This window comes from Cellvibrio sp. KY-GH-1 (genome assembly GCF_008806975.1).
Classification (GTDB): Bacteria; Pseudomonadota; Gammaproteobacteria; order Pseudomonadales; family Cellvibrionaceae; genus Cellvibrio.
Genome location: NZ_CP031728.1, coordinates 46,470 through 67,446 on the forward strand (window position 1 = coordinate 46,470; position 20,977 = coordinate 67,446).

Annotated in this window: 17 protein-coding genes; 15 read left to right on the forward strand and 2 right to left on the reverse strand. The window is 48.4% G+C overall.

Annotated features, from left to right (window positions below):
- Window positions 1-5 precede the first annotated feature (5 nt).
- The 7 genes from D0C16_RS00130 to cysG all read left to right on the forward strand — a co-directional run bounded on the left by D0C16_RS00130 (window position 6) and on the right by cysG (window position 9,493).
- Window positions 6-1,523, forward strand: coding sequence for a GGDEF domain-containing protein (locus tag D0C16_RS00130; RefSeq protein WP_151030454.1), 1,518 nt, complete (start codon window positions 6-8; stop codon window positions 1,521-1,523).
- 179 nt (window positions 1,524-1,702) lie between these two features.
- Window positions 1,703-4,075: a DNA translocase FtsK gene (locus D0C16_RS00135; RefSeq protein WP_370458227.1), complete on the forward strand. Its 2,373-nt coding sequence runs from the start codon at window positions 1,703-1,705 to the stop codon at window positions 4,073-4,075.
- Window positions 4,076-4,183: 108 nt separating this feature from the next.
- On the forward strand, window positions 4,184-4,816 hold the full coding sequence (lolA, locus tag D0C16_RS00140; protein ID WP_151030456.1) for an outer membrane lipoprotein chaperone LolA: 633 nt from the start codon (window positions 4,184-4,186) through the stop codon (window positions 4,814-4,816).
- A 27-nt stretch (window positions 4,817-4,843) separates the two neighbouring features.
- Window positions 4,844-6,184: a replication-associated recombination protein A gene (locus D0C16_RS00145; RefSeq protein ID WP_151030457.1), complete on the forward strand. Its 1,341-nt coding sequence runs from the start codon at window positions 4,844-4,846 to the stop codon at window positions 6,182-6,184.
- Between the two features lie 13 nt (window positions 6,185-6,197).
- The gene (gene crcB / locus D0C16_RS00150) at window positions 6,198-6,572 is read left to right on the forward strand and encodes a fluoride efflux transporter CrcB (protein WP_151030458.1); all 375 of its coding nucleotides are present in this window, start codon (window positions 6,198-6,200) and stop codon (window positions 6,570-6,572) included.
- Window positions 6,573-6,696: 124 nt separating this feature from the next.
- Window positions 6,697-7,983: a serine--tRNA ligase gene (gene serS, locus D0C16_RS00155; protein ID WP_151030459.1), complete on the forward strand. Its 1,287-nt coding sequence runs from the start codon at window positions 6,697-6,699 to the stop codon at window positions 7,981-7,983.
- 124 nt (window positions 7,984-8,107) lie between these two features.
- Window positions 8,108-9,493: a siroheme synthase CysG gene (cysG, locus tag D0C16_RS00160; protein WP_151030460.1), complete on the forward strand. Its 1,386-nt coding sequence runs from the start codon at window positions 8,108-8,110 to the stop codon at window positions 9,491-9,493.
- Between the two features lie 79 nt (window positions 9,494-9,572).
- Here cysG and D0C16_RS00165 read toward each other — a convergent pair whose 3' ends face one another.
- Window positions 9,573-10,601 carry a TerC family protein gene (locus D0C16_RS00165; RefSeq protein WP_151030461.1) on the reverse strand — a complete coding sequence of 343 codons (1,029 nt, stop codon included), beginning with the start codon at window positions 10,599-10,601 and terminating at the stop codon, window positions 9,573-9,575.
- Window positions 10,602-10,975: 374 nt separating this feature from the next.
- On the opposite strand from D0C16_RS00165, the gene D0C16_RS00170 reads away from it, so the two are divergent.
- Together D0C16_RS00170 and D0C16_RS00175 are read left to right on the forward strand one after the other, a co-directional pair.
- Complete coding sequence (locus D0C16_RS00170) at window positions 10,976-11,242, forward strand: hypothetical protein (protein WP_151030462.1); 267 nt, start codon at window positions 10,976-10,978, stop codon at window positions 11,240-11,242.
- 123 nt (window positions 11,243-11,365) lie between these two features.
- Window positions 11,366-12,157 carry a hypothetical protein gene (locus D0C16_RS00175; RefSeq protein ID WP_151030463.1) on the forward strand — a complete coding sequence of 264 codons (792 nt, stop codon included), beginning with the start codon at window positions 11,366-11,368 and terminating at the stop codon, window positions 12,155-12,157.
- 4 nt (window positions 12,158-12,161) lie between these two features.
- On the opposite strand, the gene D0C16_RS00180 is transcribed toward D0C16_RS00175, so the two are convergent.
- Window positions 12,162-14,366, reverse strand: coding sequence for an FdhF/YdeP family oxidoreductase (locus D0C16_RS00180; RefSeq protein WP_151030464.1), 2,205 nt, complete (start codon window positions 14,364-14,366; stop codon window positions 12,162-12,164).
- Between the two features lie 216 nt (window positions 14,367-14,582).
- Here D0C16_RS00180 and D0C16_RS00185 point away from each other — a divergent pair, with 216 nt between their 5' ends.
- The 6 genes from D0C16_RS00185 (at window position 14,583) to D0C16_RS00210 (ending at window position 20,976) form a co-directional block, all read left to right on the forward strand.
- Window positions 14,583-15,179 (forward strand): hypothetical protein, encoded by a 597-nt coding sequence (locus D0C16_RS00185; protein WP_151030465.1) that lies wholly within the window; start codon window positions 14,583-14,585, stop codon window positions 15,177-15,179.
- A 518-nt stretch (window positions 15,180-15,697) separates the two neighbouring features.
- Window positions 15,698-16,813 (forward strand): phosphoserine transaminase, encoded by a 1,116-nt coding sequence (locus D0C16_RS00190; protein ID WP_151030466.1) that lies wholly within the window; start codon window positions 15,698-15,700, stop codon window positions 16,811-16,813.
- 72 nt (window positions 16,814-16,885) lie between these two features.
- Window positions 16,886-18,061, forward strand: a complete 1,176-nt coding sequence (locus D0C16_RS00195; protein ID WP_151030467.1) for a phosphoglycerate dehydrogenase — start codon at window positions 16,886-16,888, stop codon at window positions 18,059-18,061.
- Between the two features lie 42 nt (window positions 18,062-18,103).
- Window positions 18,104-18,427, forward strand: a complete 324-nt coding sequence (locus D0C16_RS00200; RefSeq protein ID WP_151030468.1) for a YqfO family protein — start codon at window positions 18,104-18,106, stop codon at window positions 18,425-18,427.
- Complete coding sequence (locus D0C16_RS00205; protein ID WP_225318841.1) at window positions 18,424-18,987, forward strand: CoA pyrophosphatase; 564 nt, start codon at window positions 18,424-18,426, stop codon at window positions 18,985-18,987. The genes D0C16_RS00200 and D0C16_RS00205 overlap by 4 nt, the downstream gene beginning before the upstream one ends.
- A gap of 198 nt (window positions 18,988-19,185) precedes the next feature.
- Window positions 19,186-20,976: an acyl-CoA dehydrogenase C-terminal domain-containing protein gene (locus D0C16_RS00210; protein ID WP_151030469.1), complete on the forward strand. Its 1,791-nt coding sequence runs from the start codon at window positions 19,186-19,188 to the stop codon at window positions 20,974-20,976.
- The last annotated feature ends 1 nt before the right edge of the window (window position 20,977 follow it).

Genomic DNA, 20,977 nt, shown 5'->3' on the forward strand with positions numbered 1-20,977 from the left:
AATAAATGTTAGGTTTTACTCCAGCAGTTCGTTTAAGTTTGGGTTTGGTGATTTTAACTATCTCCATCCTGATTTTGGCACAGGCCATCGGGCTTGCGCCCGGTGCTGAGCGTCAACAATTGGAAGTCCGCAAGCGTTTGGCTGAAACCCTGGCATCGCAAGTCAGTGTGGCTATTATGCGCGGTGATGAATTACTGCTGCAGTATTTGCTGGAGTCATCGGTAGAGCGCAACCCGGAAATTTTATCAGTCGCTGTGCGCCGCAATGATGGTGTAATTGTTGCGCAAACCAAATTGCATTCCAAGAACTGGGCCAAGGCGAAAGCTAACGAATCTACACCCACACATATCCGTTTTCCCATCATGCTCAACGGTGCCAAGCGTGCTGAATTTGAATTGAGCTTCGAGCCATTGTTAAGCGATAGTCATCCGATTTTTAAATTGCCGACATTTATATTGTTGGTGATCTTTGTATCACTCAGTGGCTTTGTTGGTTATTGGTTTTACATTAAACGCGCGTTAAAACATTTGGATCCCAGTGCGGTAGTGCCTGCCCGGGTACGCAACGCATTAAATATTCTGGCGGAAGGTGTGTTAATTCTGGATAGGCGCGAGCAAATCGTATTGGCTAATAATTCGATGATTGAGCACCTGCAGCGTACCGAACAATCACTCATGGGAAAAAAGGCCAGCAGTCTTGGCTGGTTTTTAGATCCCAAACAAGAAGCGCGCGAATATCCCTGGCTGAAAGCAATTGGTAGCGGCGTCAAGCAAACCGGTGTACGAGTACTCCTACCCGACGCCAGCAATAGCGATAAAGACACGATTTTTCAGGTAAATGCGGTGCCCATTCTGGACCCTAAAGGCGCGAGCCAAGGCACCATTGCGGTATTTGAAGATATTACTGAACTGGAAACCAAGAGTCGTTTGTTAGAGGAAATGATCCAGCAGTTGGCCGCAACACAAGTAGCAATTGAAAACAAAAATAAGGAGCTGACTTTTCTCGCAACGCGCGATCCGCTTACTAACTGTTACAACCGTCGTGCGCTCTACGAGCATCTAAGCAGTAAATTTGATGGTGCTCGCACTACTGATGCTGAGTTCAGTTGCATCATGGCCGATATCGATTTCTTCAAAAAAGTAAACGATACCTATGGCCATGCGGCGGGCGATGAAGTGATTAAAATGGCTGCAAACAGTTTGCGCGAAGTAGTGCGAGATATGGATATGGTAGCGCGGTTTGGCGGTGAAGAATATTGCGTAATCTTGCCTGGGGCGCCATTGGAACAAGCGCAGATGATTGCGGAGCGCTGCCGCCAGAAAATTGAAGAGAAAGTAACAAATGGAATTAAAGTGACGGGCAGCTTTGGTGTGACATCCATCCGCATGGGGGCAGTCACTGCCAACCAACTTATCCAGCAGGCGGATGAGGCTCTTTACTATTCCAAACAGCATGGCCGCAATCAGGTTACTTGCTGGCAGCCGGATATGAAAACCATTATTACTGATACCCAGCATCATTAATTCGCTGTTGAAATTATGCTCAAAGTTGCTTGCTGCTGTCTTCATGCACTGAGGTGAGGCAGTTTTTTTCACCTATTTCCCGTCATAGTGATCTTGCCGGTGGTAAATCTTCCGCCAGTTATTACAATAGCCCTCGTTCATTCAAAACCCGGCCGAGACCGGGTTCATCATTATTCGGGATATCACCATTGAAATCAGTCAGTCCACAACGCCGTGCGCCCGCATCGGAGCAGACCTCTAACCTGCTGGTACGCCTGCTGAAAGAAGGGGCCCTGATTGGCTTGGGCGCTATTTGCCTGTATTTGCTGATCGCTATGGTCAGTTACGACCCCAATGACCCGGGGTGGTCGCGCACTGGCGACAACGCCATTGTGCAAAATGCCGGCGGACCTTTCGGTGCCTGGATGGCGGATGTCTTCTTCTCTCTGTTTGGGTACCTTGCTTATTTGTTTCCGGTGATGATTGCTTACCGCGCCTGGTTGGTCTTGAAAGATCGCAACCGCGAAGGGGGAATCGATTGGTTGTTTTTTGGCTTGCGCGCCGCCGGCCTTGTATTGGTAATGGTTGCAGGAACAGGCATTGCCGCCATGCACTACAGCGATGGTCAATCTGTTTTGCCATACTCCAATGGTGGCCTGCTTGGCGCGGCGGTTTCCGATGCGGTCTTTGGTGCGTTTAATTACACCGGCGGAACCTTGCTACTGCTCAGTACCTTTTTAGTGGGCATGACCATTTTCACAGACCTTTCCTGGTTAAAGCTCAGCGAGGACATTGGCCGCTGGACCTTAATTGGTTTCAACAAAGCCATGGAAAAGTGGCAGGTCTATCGCCGTGAGCGGGCAGAAAAGCAAATTGCAGTCAAAGCTCAGGAGCATCGCCGCGAAATCGTAGAGCAGCATGTGAAGCAAGAAGCCAAGCGCGTAGCGCCGGTCATCATTACCGAGCCACCCAAAAAGAAACCTGCACCCAGTCCTCGCGTTGAAAAAGAAAAGCAGCCATCGCTGTTCGAATCGTTGGAGCCCGCAGTGGGCACCTTGCCTCCCTTGAGTTTGCTGGACCCCGCCGATAAACGCAGCGACAAGGGCTATTCCAAAGAGTCGTTGGAAGCCATGTCGCGCATGCTCGAATTGAAACTAAAAGACTTCGGTATCGATATTGAAGTGGTGTCAGTGCAACCCGGCCCAGTAGTTACCCGGTTCGAAATCCAACCGGCGCCCGGCATTAAGGCGAGCCGTATTTCCGGTTTGGCGAAGGACTTGGCGCGTTCACTCGCCGTCGTGTCAGTGCGGGTAGTGGAAGTAATTCCCGGCAAATCAGTTATGGGGGTAGAGATCCCCAATGCACACCGCGAGATGGTGCGCCTCTCGGAAGTGATTGCCTCGGAAGCCTTCGATAATGCGAAATCGCCTCTCACGATGGCCTTGGGCCATGACATTTCCGGCGAGCCAGTGGTATCTGACCTGGCCAAGATGCCGCACTTGCTGGTAGCGGGTACTACGGGTTCGGGTAAATCCGTGGGCGTGAACGTGATGTTGCTCAGCCTGCTGTATAAATCCACGCCTAAAGAAGTGCGCCTGATTTTGGTCGATCCGAAGATGCTGGAGCTTTCAGTGTACGAGGGTATTCCCCATTTGCTCACGCCCGTAATCACTGACATGAAAGATGCATCCAACGGCCTGCGTTGGTGTGTGGGTGAGATGGAACGCCGCTATAAACTCATGTCGGCCTTAGGTGTGCGTAACCTCGCGGGCTTTAACCGCAAGGTAGACGACGCGATTAACGCCGGTGAGCCGATTAAAGATCCGTTATTTAAACCGGAAGACAATTTTGAAGCCGGTGCTGAAGTTGCCACCGCTCCGGATTTGGAAGTGTTGCCGTTTATTGTGGTAGTGATCGACGAATTCGCCGATATGATGATGATCGTCGACAAGAAAAAAGTGGAACAATTGATCGCCCGTATCGCGCAAAAAGCCCGTGCGGCTGGTATTCACCTGATCCTCGCCACACAGCGTCCATCGGTAGACATTATTACCGGCTTGATTAAAGCCAACGTGCCTACGCGTATTGCCTTCCAGGTTTCCTCCAAAATTGATTCGCGTACCATCTTGGATCAGGGTGGGGCAGAGCAGTTGCTGGGGCATGGTGACATGCTGTATTTACCATCCGGTACCAGCGTACCTATTCGTGTTCACGGCGCTTTTGTGGATGACCATGAGGTGCATAAAGTGGTTGGTGATTGGAAAAAGCGCGGCGCTCCACAATATATCGATGGCATTACTGATGACGATAACAACTCGATTCCAGTTCCCGGCTTGCCGAGCGAAGGCGGCGAGGGTGATGAAGGTGAAGCTGATGCGCTTTACGATGAAGCGGTACAGTTTGTTATTGAATCGCGCAAAGCCTCTATTTCTTCAGTACAACGGAAGCTGCGAATCGGCTACAACCGCGCGGCGCGTTTGATTGAGACTATGGAAGCGGCAGGTGTTGTCTCGTCCGCCGGTCACAATGGTAATCGCGAAGTCTTAGTGGGCGGTGGACGAGATTTTAATTAACGCGTCTTTACCGGGTGAATCCCGTGGGATTTATCTGCCGTTCATCGGCGCTCGTTAGGATTCGGGTGCTCGTCAACCTTATTATTTTCCTTGCTGCCTGGATGTTTTATGAAAGCAATTGTTCAAATTTTTGCGTTAGTGTTAGTGAGTGTTTTTTCTGGCGTTACTTACGCTGCGGATGATCAGGCGGCAGTGCAGTTGCGTAAGTTGCTCGATGCGATGAATAGCCTGCAAGGTGATTTCACTCAAACCAGCTTCGACAAGGCAGGTGTAGAGCAGGAGGCCAGCACGGGTAATTTTATGCTAATGCGGCCGGGCAAGTTTTATTGGAAGACCTTGGAACCAATGCCTCAACTGTTGGTGTCCAATAACAAAACTATTTGGCTCTACGACCCGGATTTGGAAACTGTTACCGTTCGTGAATTCTCCGAAGACCTGCGTGAAACTCCAGCGCTGTTATTGAGCGCCGATGTGGAGCAACTGCGTAAGCAATTTTCAGTCACTCGTGATCTGAACAACAAAGCGGCAGAAGCGTTTACCCTCACACCCAAAGTAACTGAAGGTATGTTCCAGCATTTGACGCTGGTATTTAAAAATGGCCAGTTAACAGAGTTTGCTATTAAAGACAGCCTTGGCCAACTTACACGCTGTGTGCTTACCAAAGTGGAACGCAACAAGCCTTTGGCGGAGGAGAAATTCTTTTTTCAACCGCCGGAAGGCGTAGAAGTTTTGCGCGATTAATTCCGGGGCTGTTATCACAGGAACGGCATGGATTTATTTGGTTCATCTACACCCGCCTATCAACCGCTTGCCGCGCGTATGCGTCCGCGCAATCTGGATGATTATATTGGTCAGGAGCATTTGCTAGCGCCGGGTAAGCCCCTGCGCGAAGCGATCACGCGCGGGCAACTGCATTCCATGATTTTGTGGGGGCCGCCCGGTGTAGGAAAAACCTCGCTCGCCAAATTATTCGCCGAACAAGCCGATGCACGTTTTGAAACGCTGTCAGCGGTCTTGTCGGGGGTAAAAGAAATTCGCGCGGCGGTAGCTGCCGCACAGCAGGAGCGGATTTCGACACGGCGTAAAACGATTTTGTTTGTCGATGAAGTCCATCGTTTCAATAAATCGCAGCAGGATGCATTTTTACCCTACGTGGAAGATGGCACTTTTATTTTTATCGGTGCGACTACCGAAAACCCTTCCTTCGAATTAAATAACGCATTGCTATCGCGCTGCCGTGTTTATGTGCTGCGCGGTTTGCAACCTGAGCAATTAAAGAATGTGTTGTTGCAGGCGCTCAATGATAAAGAGCGTGGCCTGGGGGATCATCCGATCGCAATTGATGACGATACTCTGATGACTCTCGCCCAGGCGGCGGATGGCGATGCGCGTAAATCGCTTAACCTGCTGGAAATCGCCGCCGATCTTGCGGATGACGACGGCGATAGCAAAGTCATCAACGAACAGGTTGTGGCGGAAGTACTGGCCAGCGATGTGCGCCGCTTTGATAAAGGCGGCGATATTTTTTATGAACAAATATCGGCCTTGCATAAATCGGTGCGCGGTTCATCACCCGACGGTGCCTTATATTGGCTGGCGCGCATGTTGGATGGTGGCTGCGATCCACTTTATATCGCCCGCCGCGTAGTGCGTATGGCGAGTGAAGACATAGGCAACGCCGACCCGCGCGCTCTGCCGTTGTGCCTTTCGGCTTGGGATGTGCAGGAGCGTCTGGGCAGCCCGGAAGGGGAGTTGGCCATCGCCCAGGCGGTGGTTTACCTGGCCTGCGCACCAAAAAGTAATGCTGTGTATAATGCGTTCAACCGGGTGATGGCCGATGTTCGCGCTCAGCCGGCTTACGATGTTCCCCTGCATTTGCGCAATGCCCCGACCAAACTCATGAAAAATATGGATTATGGTGCAGAGTATCGCTATGCCCACGACGAGCCGGGCGCGTATGCGGCAGGGGAGAATTATTTGCCGGAAGAAATTTCCGCTACCCGTTATTACGCCCCCGTAGAGCGTGGGCTGGAATTAAAAATCCAGGAAAAACTGGCGCACTTGCGCGAGCTGGATAAACAAAGCAAAAAGCAGCGTTATAAAAAATAGATCAGGAAATAGCATGCAGTGGTTAGCAATCGCATTGGGTGGCGCAATTGGATCTGTAATCAGATTCGCCGCCGTCGGCTACCTAACGCCACTGCTGAATTACCGTTTTCCGCTCGGCACTTTTGTGGTGAATATCGTCGGGTCATTTTTAATTGGTGTGGCTTATGTGCTGCTGGTAGAAAAAACGACTTTGTCTGCTGAATGGCGGTTGTTTTTTATTACTGGAGTTTTGGGCGGCTTCACCACTTTCTCCGCGTTTTCGTTGGAGATTTTACAGCTGTGGCAAGAAGGGCATGTGATTAATGCATTGATGTATGCCAGTGGCTCGGTGATTCTGGGTTTATTGATGGCTTTTGTTGGTATGGCCGTAACCCAAAAATTATTTTAGGCGTAGCTCGTATGGAGTCTAACGAAATACGGGGTTTGCATTGGCAACCATTCCCCGTATTCCGCTAGCTTCCATACGGGCTACGGGTAACATTTTTTAACTTTAATACAGAAAAATACTCATCATGTTAGATTCAAAATTACTTCGCACCGCTACTGAAGACGTAGCAAAAGGCTTGGCAAAACGCGGCTATGAATTGGATGTGGCAAAAATTCAGGCACTGGAAGAAAAACGCAAAGACATCCAGGTCAAAACCGAAAACCTCCAGGCTGAACGCAATTCCATTTCCAAGGGTATCGGTAAAGCCAAACAAGCGGGGGAAGATGTAGCGCCTATGATGCAGGCGGTTGAAAACATCAAGCAGCAATTGGTAGGTGCAGAAGCAGAGTTAGCAACTATTCAAACTGAATGGGATGACTTTGTAAAAGCCATTCCCAATATTCCTGCCGATGAAGTGCCGGAAGGTAAAAGCGATGAAGACAACGTAGAAGTTCGTCGCTGGGGTACGCCGCGCAATTTTGACTTCCCGGTAGTGGATCACGTGGACCTTGGCGCGAACCTTGGTGGTCTGGATTTTGAAGTGGCCACCAAAATTACCGGTACTCGTTTTGCGGTATTGCGCGCTGGTGTAGCACGCTTACATCGCGCACTTGCGCAATTCATGTTGGAAACCCATACCACGGAGCACGGCTACGAAGAAGTCAATGTGCCGTTTATTGTGAATCGCGATTCATTGTTTGGCACGGGCCAGTTGCCAAAATTTGAAGAAGACTTATTTAAACTCACCGATGATCGCGAGTTCTATTTAATTCCTACCGCAGAAGTGCCAGTTACCAACATTTATCGCGATGAAATTGTTGATGAGGCCCAGCTGCCGATCAAATTGGTTTGTCATTCTCCGTGTTTTCGTTCGGAAGCGGGCAGCTACGGTCGTGATACCCGCGGCATGATTCGTCAACATCAATTTGAAAAAGTGGAGTTGGTAAAGTTTGTGCGCCCGGAGGAATCCGATGCGGCCTTGGAGGCATTGGTTGGGCATGCTGAAACCATTTTACAAAAACTCGGCTTGCCGCATCGCACGGTTATCCTGTGCGGTGGAGATATTGGTTTCTCTTCTGCCAAAACCTACGACATCGAAGTATGGGTTCCATCGCAAAACAAATACCGGGAAATTTCTTCCTGCAGCAGCTTCCGCGATTTCCAGGCGCGCCGCATGATGGCCCGTTACCGCAACAAGGAAACTGGCAAACCGGAATTGCTGCATACCCTGAACGGCTCAGGTCTGGCAATTGGCCGAACCTTGTTAGCCGTCTTGGAAAACTACCAACAAGCCGATGGCAGCATCGTGATTCCCGAAGTTTTGCGCCCATACATGGGGGGGCAGGAGGTGTTGGCGCCGGTTAAGAAATAATTGCAACATTAACTTGTGTGAATTTGTAGGGTGGGTGGAGCGCAAGCGATACCCACCTTTTTTATCGCAATAAAAGCAGCGTTGTTGGTAATTTTGCGTTAGTTGAAAATTGGTGCGCCTTGGTATGGATTATTTTCCCGTCTTTCTTGATTTAAAAAAGCGTCGCTGCTTGTTAGTTGGTGGTGGCGAAGTGGCTACACGTAAAGGCAGAATGTTAGCCAAGGCGGGTGCCATATTGCGCATAGTAGCTCCGGAGATTTCTGCCGAACTACGTGAGTTGGCGAATACCTCCGGCGGGGAATTGCTGCAACGTGAATATCAAACCAGCGACTTGCAAGATTGTGTGTTGGCCATTGCTGCGACCGATATTGAATCGCTCAATGAAAAAATTTCTGCCGATGCTCAAGCTTTGCAGTTGCCCGTCAACGTTGTTGATACTCCCGTACTTTGCACCTATATCACGCCGGCAATCATCGATCGCTCGCCCTTGGTAATTGCCGTTTCCAGTGGTGGTGAGGCGCCGGTGCTCGCGCGATTGGTGCGCGCCAAATTGGAAACGCTGATTCCAACGGGTTACGGCAAGCTCGCGCAAATTGCCAGTCAGTGGCGCGAGCGGATTAAAGCGCGCTTTAGTGATGGTGATAGCCGGCGCAAGTTCTGGGAAAAAATCCTGCAAGGTCCAGCAGCAGAATTAATGATGAATGGCCAGGAAGAAGCGGCGAATAGTTTTATTCGTAATGAATTGGCGAGTGATCAGTCACAATTGACCCAAGGAGAGGTTTATCTGGTTGGTGGTGGCCCTGGTGATCCGGAATTATTAACTTTGCGAGCGTTACGCTTAATGCAGCAAGCAGACGTAGTGCTTTACGATCGATTGGTTTCAGATGGTGTAATGGAGTTGGTTCGCCGCGATGCTGAGCGAATCTATGTTGGCAAGCGTCGTAGCGAACATGCAATGGAGCAGGAAAATATCAATCAATTGCTGGTTGATTTGGCGAAGCAAGGTAAACGTGTGCTCCGTTTGAAAGGCGGTGACCCTTTTATTTTTGGTCGCGGCGGTGAGGAGATTGAGCTCTTGGCACAACATAATATTCCATTTCAAGTGGTGCCAGGAATTACGGCCGCATCTGGCTGTGCTGCTTACGCGGGTATTCCCTTAACCCATCGTGATTATGCGCAGTCAGTGCGATTTGTAACTGGCCATCTAAAATCAGATGATACTAATTTATCCTGGCCAGAGCTTGCGAACCCTACACAAACACTGGTGTTTTATATGGGGTTGGTTGGTTTAAAGGAAATTTGTGAGTCATTGATCGCTCATGGCCGCGCCGCAGATACGCCTGTAGCCTTAATTGAAAAAGGCACTACGCAAGAGCAGCGAGTGTTGATTGCAGATTTAATGTCCATTGCTGATGTGGTAGCTGCAAATGATGTTCATGCTCCTACGCTATTTATTGTGGGAGAAGTTGTAAAACTGCATGATAGTTTGAAGTGGTTTAACACCCATTAATGAAGAAGCGATAACAACAATGTATAAAAAAGGCCTGCTTGATGCAGGCCTTTTTATTTTTTAGGTAATTTTTTATCGATTAGCTATTTTCTTGTGGTTTGGTTTTAATCCACGAGAGTAAGACCGATCCGCCAATCAGCATCGCCACGACTAACAAGGAAATTCCTACGGGAATTTTATAAATATCGATCAGAATCATTTTGATACCAATAAATACCAGCACCAACGCCAATCCATATTTAATGTAAGTGAAGCGATCGGCCATATCAGCCAACAAAAAATACATAGCCCGCAGACCTAAAATGGCAAAGATGTTGGAGGTTAGCACGATAAAGGGATCTGAGGTAATTGCAAAAATCGCAGGGATCGAGTCCACCGCAAAAATTACGTCGGAAATTTCCACCATAATCAACGCCAGAAACAGCGGAGTCATCATCCTCACGCCATTTTCCAGCACAAAGAATTTTTCACCGTGTAACTGATTGGTTATGGCGAAGTGCCTTTTAAACCAATTGAGTAATGGATTGTTTTCAAGGTGAATTTCTTTGTCAGCCATCCACCACATTTTGATCCCAGTAAACAACAGGAACAAACCGAACACGTAGAGCAACCAATGGAAGTGGGCGATTAACCAAACACCGGCGAAAATCATAATGGTGCGTAAAATAATCGCTCCCAGTACGCCGTAGGTGAGTACGCGTTTTTGCAATTCAAATGGAATGGCAAAGAAGTTAAATAACATTAACCACACGAATACGTTATCTACGGCCAAGGATTTTTCAATCAAATAGCCAGTTAGGTATTCCAGAGTTTTGGTATTGGCTAGTTCGCGGCTGAAGTTGGCGTCCAGGTACCACCAGAGCCCAGCACCGAAGCTCAGCGCTAACGCCACCCAAACTAGCGACCAGCTTGCGGCTTCTTTGAGTGATACCCGGTGTTGTTTGCCTCCACCTACAAAGATGAGGTCGATTAATAACACGACTAGAACAATGCCGAAGAAAATGGCCCACATCCAGGGAGTGCCAATAGACATTGCCGTGGTTTGAGGTGTTGCGGTATCAAGGGCGGGCGCTAGCCCAGCGGATAGGGAAGAGAGAAGGTTAAGCATGAATAGCTCCGTCGTTAGTGGTTTACAAAACACAATGACGGGCGCCGGAAAATGCCGAAATAGGGAAGCCTTTGTCATTGTGACAAAGGTCTTGTTAACAAGGTACTACCTTGCCCGCGCGACCGGAGCTAAACACTCGTATTGACGACCTGCGCGGCGAGAACTACTCCCCTTCGTACGCCAAGTATAAAATGCGTAAAATTTTGGTCAAGACCTTTAAAGCATATTTACAATGCGTTTGAGTTGATTACGCGAATCTAAAAATGCCTGAAATGTGAGCAGTTCGCCAAATTTTTGATGACGTATGAATTAGCCTTCAAGTTAATATTCACACAGCCGATAAATTGACTGTAAATGTAAATTTAGGTGCAATTATGGTTTATATAGGCCCGGTAAGTCCAAGACCTCAATCTCTAAAGGCGCCCAGTCGCCCATCCAGTACAACCGCAGTCAGGGCGTATGCCAGTGACCAACATGGCGCGAGCGTGGATTCGGCACAAGAGCTTGCAGTTGGCCCACCCGGTGGTATTGAGCGGCGCAAGCAAGACCGGCGTAATAAGCCCGGTGAGCACATGGTAGAAACGCGTACAGGGAAAGACCGGCGCAGATCCCCCAAAACTGACATCAATATCTCCATTTGATCTGAGTTTATTATTTATTCCCTCCAATTGGTTTTAACTGCTGCGTTGGTCTAGTCTTTTTAATACTCTGGGGATGGTCTGATTCATCCTTAATCCCATCTTATTGGTCAAGGAATATGTGTAATGTCCGAGCAAGTTTCCGAGAGTCTAAAGCTGTTTGAAGAAGCAGAGGCGAGATTGGATGGAGGGAAGATTAATGATGCCTTTCTTCTTGCTGCAAAAGCAGCGCCTTTGTGTTTGGAAAATTTACGGTTCGTTCGATTTTTGGGAAAGACCTTATTCCAACTTGGTTTTATCGAGGAGGCTTATAACGTCTCTGCCTTTGTTGAGGATTCAATTACGTTTCGCAATCGCCATCAAGAGTCTTTATTGGCGGAACTGAATGCGGCAAAGGCAGTTGGATACTCCAAAATGTACGAAGCGGAAGGTGTACGCGACGATCTGCATAACCCTGTGTGGGAGCATCGTGCAAAAGTCGTTGCGCGCTGGATTCCGGAAGGTGCGTATGTGCTTGATATGGGGTGCGGCAATATGCTGATTGAAAAGCATCTCAAAAATCCGGCGGGATATATTCCTTGCGATATTGCCAAACGTGATAGCCGAACCATCGTGTGCGATTTTGATAAGTTTGAATATCCGCCGGTTCAAGGTGAAAACTTGATTTTATGTTTGGGTGTCGTGAATTATTTACAACACCAAAAGGCGTTGCTGGAACATTTGTGTGCGCGAGGAAAAAGCTTTTTGTTTACGTTCAAACCACGTGAATTGGTCGCTGCCAAAGTTGAAAAGGGTTTTTACCCTGAAGCAATAGGGTTTAAAGAAGCTAGTGATATGGTTGCTGCCAGTGGTTTCCAGTTGAAATGCCAGTATATGCTTGGTCAAGGCGACGAAATCCTGCTCATCGCCAATAAATAAATTATCAAGGTGTAGTAATTTTAACGGGTACCGACTTAAATGCAGGAGTTTTACTGCGTGGGTCATGCTCAGTGGAAATCAGAACATTTGCCTCGGGGTAATAAGCTAGCAAATTACCGCGTGGGACATCAAAGACGACTGCTTTAACACTCTTCATTACTCCTTGTGGCGATTCAATATTTAACGAATCTCCTGCGACAATACCTAATGCCTGCATGTCGTCCTTATTCATTAATACCGACCATCGGGTGTCGGCTCCACGATAGGAGTCACTTTCTTCATAAATAATGGAATTGAATTGCCCTTCACTGCGAATACTGGCAAGCGTAAAGGGAAATTCCGGATTGCGGTTATTGGGTGTTAAGGGGTGAATTTTAAATTGCGCTTTCTGGTTGTTGGTATTAAAAAGCGGTTGGTCCAGTAGTCGATTTTTAATGGTAAATTCCTGCTTGGTTTCTTCAATATCCTTTAATTCTTCTAATCCGCTAATAGTTGCTGCAATCGCGGCTCGAATCGAATTGTGTTTTTTAAATTGTTGAAATAAAGGTGCTGTCTTGGGCAGTAGACGAAGCCCTAGCTCGCATAAAATTTCTACTTCAGGCTTAACACCATGTAAGCGGTCAATGCCTCCATCACTCAGCCGAACATAGTTAAACATGGACTCTTGTGTAGTGGGTTGCCACTCTTCATCGCGCGCAGTCACGGGTAGGATCAAGGACTCACTGTTTTCCATGCCGTGAATGTGGCCGGCGTTGAGAGTCGTTGTTAAATAGACTTTAAATGGAATTTTATCCAGCGCTGTGCGCGCCCAATCGGTGTTGGGCGTTGCTGCAAATAGGTTGCCGCCCATAATAAACGCAGCATCAATATCTCCTTCTTGCGCAGAAGCTAAGCAGGCGAGGGTATCCATGCCGGGTTTGCGTGGTAGTTGCAAATTAAATTGATTTTCCAATTTTGCTAACACATCTTCTGCTAAAACCGGCTTTACACCAACGGTGCCTATACCTTGGACATTGCTGTGCCCGCGAAGCGGCAGCAAACCAGCGGCGGGTTTACCGATCATCCCGCGCAGCAGCGCAAGGTTGGCAATTGCCTCTACATTTTCAACGCCGTTGAGGTGATGGGTGATGCCCATTCCCCACGCAAAAATCGCGCGCTCGGATTTTGCGTAAGCGGCAGCAAGTGCAACAATTTTTTCTTGCGCAATTCCACAGCTATCAACAATGGTTGCCCATGAGGTTTCAGACAATTCATTGCTAAATGCGGAGAATTCTTCTGTGTGCGCGGTGATGAAATTGGCATCGTGTTGTTGGTTTTCGATAAGAGCTTTAGCAATACCTTTTAATAAGGCGAGGTCGCTACCGATTTGGGGTTGCACATAATCGGATGCAATCCAGGTTCCCCCTGTCAGCATAGATTTTGCGCTTTTGGGAACTGCAAAACGTACCAGACCGGGTTCTTTTGCTGGGTTAATTACTATGACTTGCCCGCCCCGCTCGCGGCAATTTTTTAATTGATGCACAAAGCGTGGATGATTGGACGCCGGGTTAGCGCCTATCACAAAAATACAATCGCATTCGCCCACGTCCTCTAACGAAACTGTCGCTGTACCTGTGCCGATAACATTGGACAAACCAACCCCGGTCGCTTGATGGCAGTAGTAGGAACAGTTGTTCACATTGTTAGTGCCATAAATGCGTGCCAGTAATTGCAATACAAAGCCGGCCTCGTTGGAGGAGCGTCCCGACGAGTAAAAAAAGCTGCGCTCAGGTTGGCAAGCAGAAAATGCGCGTGCCATTTTATCAAATGCGAACGCCCAGCTTACGGGAGTGTATCTATTTGAATCTGTGTTCTTGAACAGGGGAGTGTCAAGCCGTCCGAGATGTTCCAATTCATAAGCGCTGAGTTGTTTAAAATCGTCGAGTGTATGTGCAAATAAATCTTGCGGAATTGGGGGTTGTATATCAGTCGATTGTGCCTGAATACTTTTGTTGCATACCGAAGGAAATTCGTCCTTCTCATTGGTCATACCGCCGCGTTGTCCACCCATCCCCAGACCGCAGGCTTTACAGGTGTTTTTGCTGTTTAGCGCTTTGGCAGAGTTGAGTAATCCAATTCTTGCAACGGTTCTCAATGTGTAGAGAACTTTCTTTGGGCCCCCGCCTACAATAGTAATTGGTTCGATTTGAGATGATTCTTTGCTGGACATAATTTCATCTAATGCCGGAGTAATGGCGAAGAGGTTAGGAGGGAATAAGGAGGATTGCAATACGTTAAATTACTGAATGGTCACCACGTATCAATTGTGAATGTTTTATGCAAACTCCTGGCAGCGTTAATACAAATACTTACATTTTGTATTATGTTGAATACATAAGCTGCTCAGCTGCGGCGTTGTGTTCACGTGTAAAAAGAGGTTGTGCGAATGTATTTGAAATGGTGTGGAGTTCTTGTAGTGCTGTTGACCTTAGGCGGGTGTAACGATTTATTGAATAAGCCTTTGCAGGGTGATGAGCCGGATGCGTCGCGGTTGTCAGGTAGTTGGGTTGCGGAGGAAAAGGGGACTCGACTCGAATTAAAAAAGACGGAAAAAACGGATTGGTATCAGTTTGTTGTGCGTGAACCGAATCGACTGATTGAGGGAAGGGTTATGGTTGCTTCGTTTAAACGTAAACTGGCACTGAGTGTTGATGTTGCGAGTGTCAAAGTTAATAGCGAGTCACTAGTACGCGACGATAGGCAGGGCTATTTCTTGATCGGCGCTTATTATGACGAGGGAGAATTGCGCTTGGCGCCAGCTAGTATGAAAAAGTTTGAGCGTAACTTTGCGGATTACTTCTTTGCTGCACCGATTGAAACCGCCAGTTTTTGTGAGCGAGCCAATCAAACCTGCAAAGACACCTTTTCTGATGGAAATTTGCTCTACTCCAAAAATCGCAGAAAGTTTAATGAAGATTTCGTAAAACACTTTCGGTCAGTCTTCCCCCAGCGTGACTCAGTGGTTTTCGTTCCTGCAACCTGATTGTTGCTGTTTTTGTCGGTTAGGTAAGGCAATTCAGGCGTAAAATTTTCAAATGATAGGAATGTTAGGGCTACCATTTTCCTGGTTGACGTATGAATCTTTGATATATTTGTCAAAATATGTTTGACAGCGCTGTCATAAGGTTTTAAAGTAGCCACAAGTTGATTGAGATTCCGAGCTTACTGGCTCGTCGAGCTTGGTTTTGAATGGTTAATGGTCTCTCACCGTCGATGTCTGGTTGATGCATCGACGTCTCCCTCTTGCCCTCTGAGTTTCAGAGGGCTTTTTTTTTACGCGCCAGTTTTTAGAGTGTTGGTAGCGTAACCACGACTACCCGTCCGGTTAGTTTTTTCATTTTAATTCTCATCTGTGTGACTAGGTTATTCGGTTCTTAGCTGGCATAATCGACCCCCCGAATTTTCCGGGTTTGCCCCTATGTGTGTTGTGGGGTGAGCCCTAGTAGCGAGCCAGGCCAATTTGGCTAGTAGGCACGCTTTCCTGTCAGCTAGAGGACTACCATGAAGCCAGCCGTAAAACCCAAGAACCCTAATTTTTCATCTGGCCCCTGCAGCAAACGCCCGGGCTACAGCCTTTATCAGCTTGATATTTCTACGCTCGGCCGCTCACACCGCTCCACAATTGGTAAGGCTGCGCTGCAACGCGCATGCGAAGACACTGCTGAATTGCTCGGATTGCCGGAAGGCTATCGTGTTGGTGTAGTTCCAGGTTCTGATACCGGTGCCGTTGAAATGGCAATGTGGTCGCTGTTGGGCGCGCGCGGTGTGGATATCCTGCAGTGGGAGTCTTTTGGTAATGGCTGGCTGAGCGATGCCACTAAAGAACTGAAGTTATCGGTTAATGCTCACGAGGCGGATTATGGTCTGTTGCCGGATCTGTCCAAAGTCAATTTCGATAATGACGTCATCTTCACTTGGAACGGTACTACCTCGGGTGTGAAAGTGCCTAATGGCGACTGGATTCCAGCAGATCGCAAGGGTCTGACTATTTGCGATGCAACCTCGGCGGTCTTCGCAATGGATATGCCATGGGACAAGCTCGATGTGATTACTTATAGCTGGCAAAAAGTACTCGGCGGCGAAGGTGCTCACGGCATGTTGATCTTGAGCCCGCGTGCTGTTGAACGTTTGGAATCCTATAAGCCAAGCTGGCCCATGCCTAAACTGTTCCGTATGACCAGCGGCGGCAAGGTGCAGGAAGGTATTTTTAAAGGCGATACTATCAATACTCCATCCATGCTGGCGGTAGCCGATTATCTGGATGCGTTGGATTGGGTGCGTGCAATCGGTGGCGTAAAAGAAACAATTGCTCGCTCCAATGCCAATTTGGAAGTACTGAAAAAATTTGTTGTCGCCAATGACTGGATCGATTTCCTTGCGCAAGTGCCGGAAACCTTGTCAAACACCAGTGTATGTTTCACCTTGAAAGCAACGCCGGATCAGGTAAAAACCATGATCAAATTGCTCGATAAAGAAGGTGTTGCCTACGACATTGGTGCCTACCGCGATGCGCCTCCCGGTTTGCGTATCTGGGCTGGTGCAACTGTAGGTGCGGAAGATCTTGAAGCGTTATTGCCTTGGTTGACCTGGGCATACAATGAGGCCACAGCGGCTTGATATTGATAGATGTTACGACTCAGGCCGTGTTTTTACACGGCCTTTTTGTTGGCAGATTTGAGGAAGAAAATCATGTTTAAAATAAAAACCTACAATGCAATTTCTGTAAAAGGCCTTAATCGTTTTTCGCGCGAAAAATACGAAGTCGCCAGTGATATTGGTAGTCCGGATGCCTATATCCTGCGCAGCCATAAATTGCAGGGTGAGCCATTGCCTGAATCAGTGAAAGCAGTTGCTCGCGCAGGCGCGGGTACCAACAATGTTCCGGTTGAGGAATACACCAAAAAAGGCGTAGTGGTTTTCAATTCGCCTGGCGCAAATGCCAACGCGGTAAAAGAGTTGGTATTGGCCGGGATGCTACTCGGGTCCCGCGGAATCGTTTCTGGTATGCAATATGTGAACGGTTTGACGCACATGACTGATGCTGACGAAATGTCCAAGCTGCTTGAAAAAGAGAAATCCAATTTTGCAGGTATGGAAGTGCAGGGCAAAACTCTGGGTATTGTTGGTCTGGGAGCGATTGGTTCGTTAATTGCCGATGCGGCGTTGGCATTGGGAATGAATGTTGTGGGTTTTGATCCAGCATTATCGGTAGAAGCAGCCTGGCGCCTGCCCAACCAGGTAGGCCGTATGGAAAACCTGCAATCATTATTGGCGCGCTCTGATTACATTACTCTGCATGTTCCTGCAATTCCTGCAACCAAGCATCTGATCAATGCGGATACGCTTAAAGTGTGCAAAAAAGGCGCAGTCTTGTTGAACTTTGCGCGCGAAGCAATTGTGGACTCTCATGCAGTCGTAGATAGCTTGAATGCTGGGCATTTGGGCAAATACATTTGCGACTTCCCAGAGCCAATTTTGTTGAATCGTGCGGATGTATTGGCCATGCCGCACATCGGTGCCAGCACTGAAGAGGCGGAAGAAAATTGCGCGATTATGGCGGCGGACCAATTGGTGGATTATCTGGAGAATGGCAACATCAAAAACTCCGTTAATTTCCCGGCCGTATCTATGGATCGCAATGCGGGCAATGGTGCGCGAATTACATTCTCCAACGAAAACGTATCCGGTGTCTTGGGGCATGTTTTATCGGTATTGGCCGACCATAAAGTGAACGTGATTGATATGGTTAACAAAAGCCGCGGTGATGTTGCCTACAATATTATTGATGTTGAGCAGGTGCCTGCGGCATCCGTTATCGATGCTTTGGCTAACGTTGAGCACGTAATTGCGGTGCGAGTAATCTAATCGCGCGAAATTTTTCCGTTCGCTAATTCGGGGGCAGGGCAGATGTACAAGTTAGTCTTCTTTGTCCCCGAATCCCATCTGGAACAAGTCAAAACGGCGGTTTTTGCTGCTGGTGCCGGGTGTATTGGTCATTACGATCAGTGCTGCTGGCAAACTATTGGGCAAGGGCAGTTCCGCCCGCTGTCTGACGCCAATCCCTTTATCGGTCAAGTTAATAAACTGGAAACTCTCACAGAGTATCGCGTAGAAATGGTTTGTGCGGAAGAATATATCCGACAGGTTGTAAGCGCATTGCGAGAGTCTCATCCTTATGAAGCGCCAGCATTTGATGTTGTGCAAGTTGTGGAGTTGGAGGGAGATCTGTGAGTGTGTCACCGTTTGATGAGCTCATTTCTGCCCTTCTGCCGGTCACTATGGACAGTCGTGCGCGCGCCGCCGTTATTTTACTGTTGAGCCGGGGGGATAGTCCCGCGCTACTGTTTACCAAGCGTGCATTGCATTTGCGTCGTCACCCGGGTGAAGTATGTTTTCCTGGTGGTATGCACGAGCCTCAGGATTTGAATTTATTAGCGACGGCGTTACGTGAGATGGAGGAGGAAATTGGTTTGCCTCCGGACCAGGTTACTGTGCTTGGGCGGCTACCTGATTTTCACACGCGTGCCGGTACGGAGGTGGCCTCTTTTGTCGCTAGTATGGACGCCAGTTATCCGCTCGTGCCTTGCTTGTCTGAATTGGATTCGGTTTTTTGGGTGCCGCTTGCGTTGTTTGAAAATGGGCTCAAGGTAAGGGTAGATCACTTCGAAAAGGGCAATCACACTTACCAAATTCCCGTCTACCATTACCAAGGGTATGAGATTTGGGGATTTACTGCAGCCGTCACCGAACGTTTTCTGAAAGTGGTACAGCAGGCGAACTTACCAAAATGAAAGCCAGCACTACAAAATGATAAATCAATCCTAACTTTTTGTTTTTGAAGGTTTTTGTATTTGACATAACAGGCGTATTTGGCAAAGATGCAACCTTCGGCCTAAGTTTGGGCCGGGCATATAAGAATTATTAACCGGTTGGCGAGTGACTTGCTTGCTGTAAAGACTCTTGAATGGGCTAGGCCCGGGTGGTTAAGGATGAGCAATTACCAAACGCCCTTACGCGATATTAATTTCACTCTTTTTGAACTCTTCAAATACAGTGATCACTGTGCCCATTTGGGGCAACCCTCACTTGATAAAGAATTGGCCAACGCCTTTTTGGCTGAAGCGGCACATTTTTCTGAAGACGTTTTAGCTCCGCTGGGTCCATTGGGCGATCAGTTAGGCTGTCGGCTGGTCGATGGCGATGTCATTACTCCTCCCGGATTTAAAGAGGCCTACCAACGCTATTGCGATGCCGGTTGGCCCACGTTGTCGCGCTCTTCTGTCTATGGTGGTCAGGGTTTGCCCCAATCCTTGGGTATTGTATTGAGTGAAATCCTGGGTACGCCCAATTGGGCCTGGGGGATGTATGCAGGCTTGTCCCAGGGGGCAATGCACACCATCGAGACTCACGGCAGCTTGCACCAGAAGCAGCGGTATTTACCGGCATTAATTTCTGGCCGTTGGACTGGCACCATGTGTTTGACAGAATCCCAGGCGGGAAGTGATTTGGGGTTGCTGCGCACCAAGGCTACACCTAATCCGGACGGTAGTTACAAGATCACGGGCACCAAGATTTTTATCTCCTCGGGCGATCACGACCTCGCAGAGAATATTGTTCATATAGTTTTGGCGCGTTTGCCGGACGCCCCGGCAGGTACAAAGGGGGTTTCGCTATTTGTCGTTCCGAAGGTATTGGTTGGTGATGCTGGAGAGTTGCTGGAGCCTAATCAGATTAACTGTTCAGCGATTGAGCACAAAATGGGTATTCACGGTAATGCCACCTGCGTTCTCAATTTCGATGGCGCAACAGGCTGGTTGCTTGGTGACGTGAATAAAGGGCTGAATCAAATGTTCACCTTTATGAATCTGGCGCGCATAGGATCAGGTTTGCAAGGGTTGGCTCACGCGGAGCTTGGCTATCAAACTGCGCGACGCTATGCGCGTGAACGCTTACAGATGCGCGCGCCGGCCGGCCCAAAATATCCGGATAAAGCAGCTGACCCCATTATCGTTCATCCAGACGTAAGGCGTATGTTGCTAACCCAGAAGGTACTGGTGGAGGGTATACGCATGCTTTGTTATTTCGCATCTCTGAAAATGGACTTGAGTCAGCATACTGCGGATGTGAGCGAGCGCGATGCAGCAAGTGACGTTTTGGGTGTACTAACTCCCATTGTAAAAGCGTTTAGTTCGGAGGCAGGGTTTGAATCGGCTAATCTCGCGTTGCAGTGTTTGGGTGGGCACGGCTATATCCGCGAGTGGGGGCTTGAGCAGAATTTGCGTGATTGCCGTATCGCTACCTTGTACGAAGGTACTACGGGTATACAGGCGCTGGATTTGTTGGGGCGCAAAGTGCTGGGAACTGGGGGCAAGACACTGGCTATCCTGATTGATGAGGTCGATCGTTTTTGTGCGGATTGCGAAGGGGATACGCAATTGGCCCCGCATCTGGCGCAATTGGCTACACTCAATCAACAATGGCAAGATTTGAGTTTGAGCATTGCTGCCAAAGCACTGCAAAACCCGGATGAAATTGGGGCTGCTGCGGTAGATTATCTGATGTATTCGGGCTATGTTGTGCTCGCTTATTTATGGCTGCGGGCAGAAAAAGTAGCTCGGGAGAAAGTGGACTTGTCACCTGGCAATGCCGATTTTTACAACGCCAAGCTTGCATCAGCCGATTTCTATTTTGCGCGCATTTTGCCGCGTACGTTGGGGTTGGTGCAGATGATGGAATCCGGTGCGGGCAATTTAATGTCCTTGTCGGAGGATAGTTTTTAAA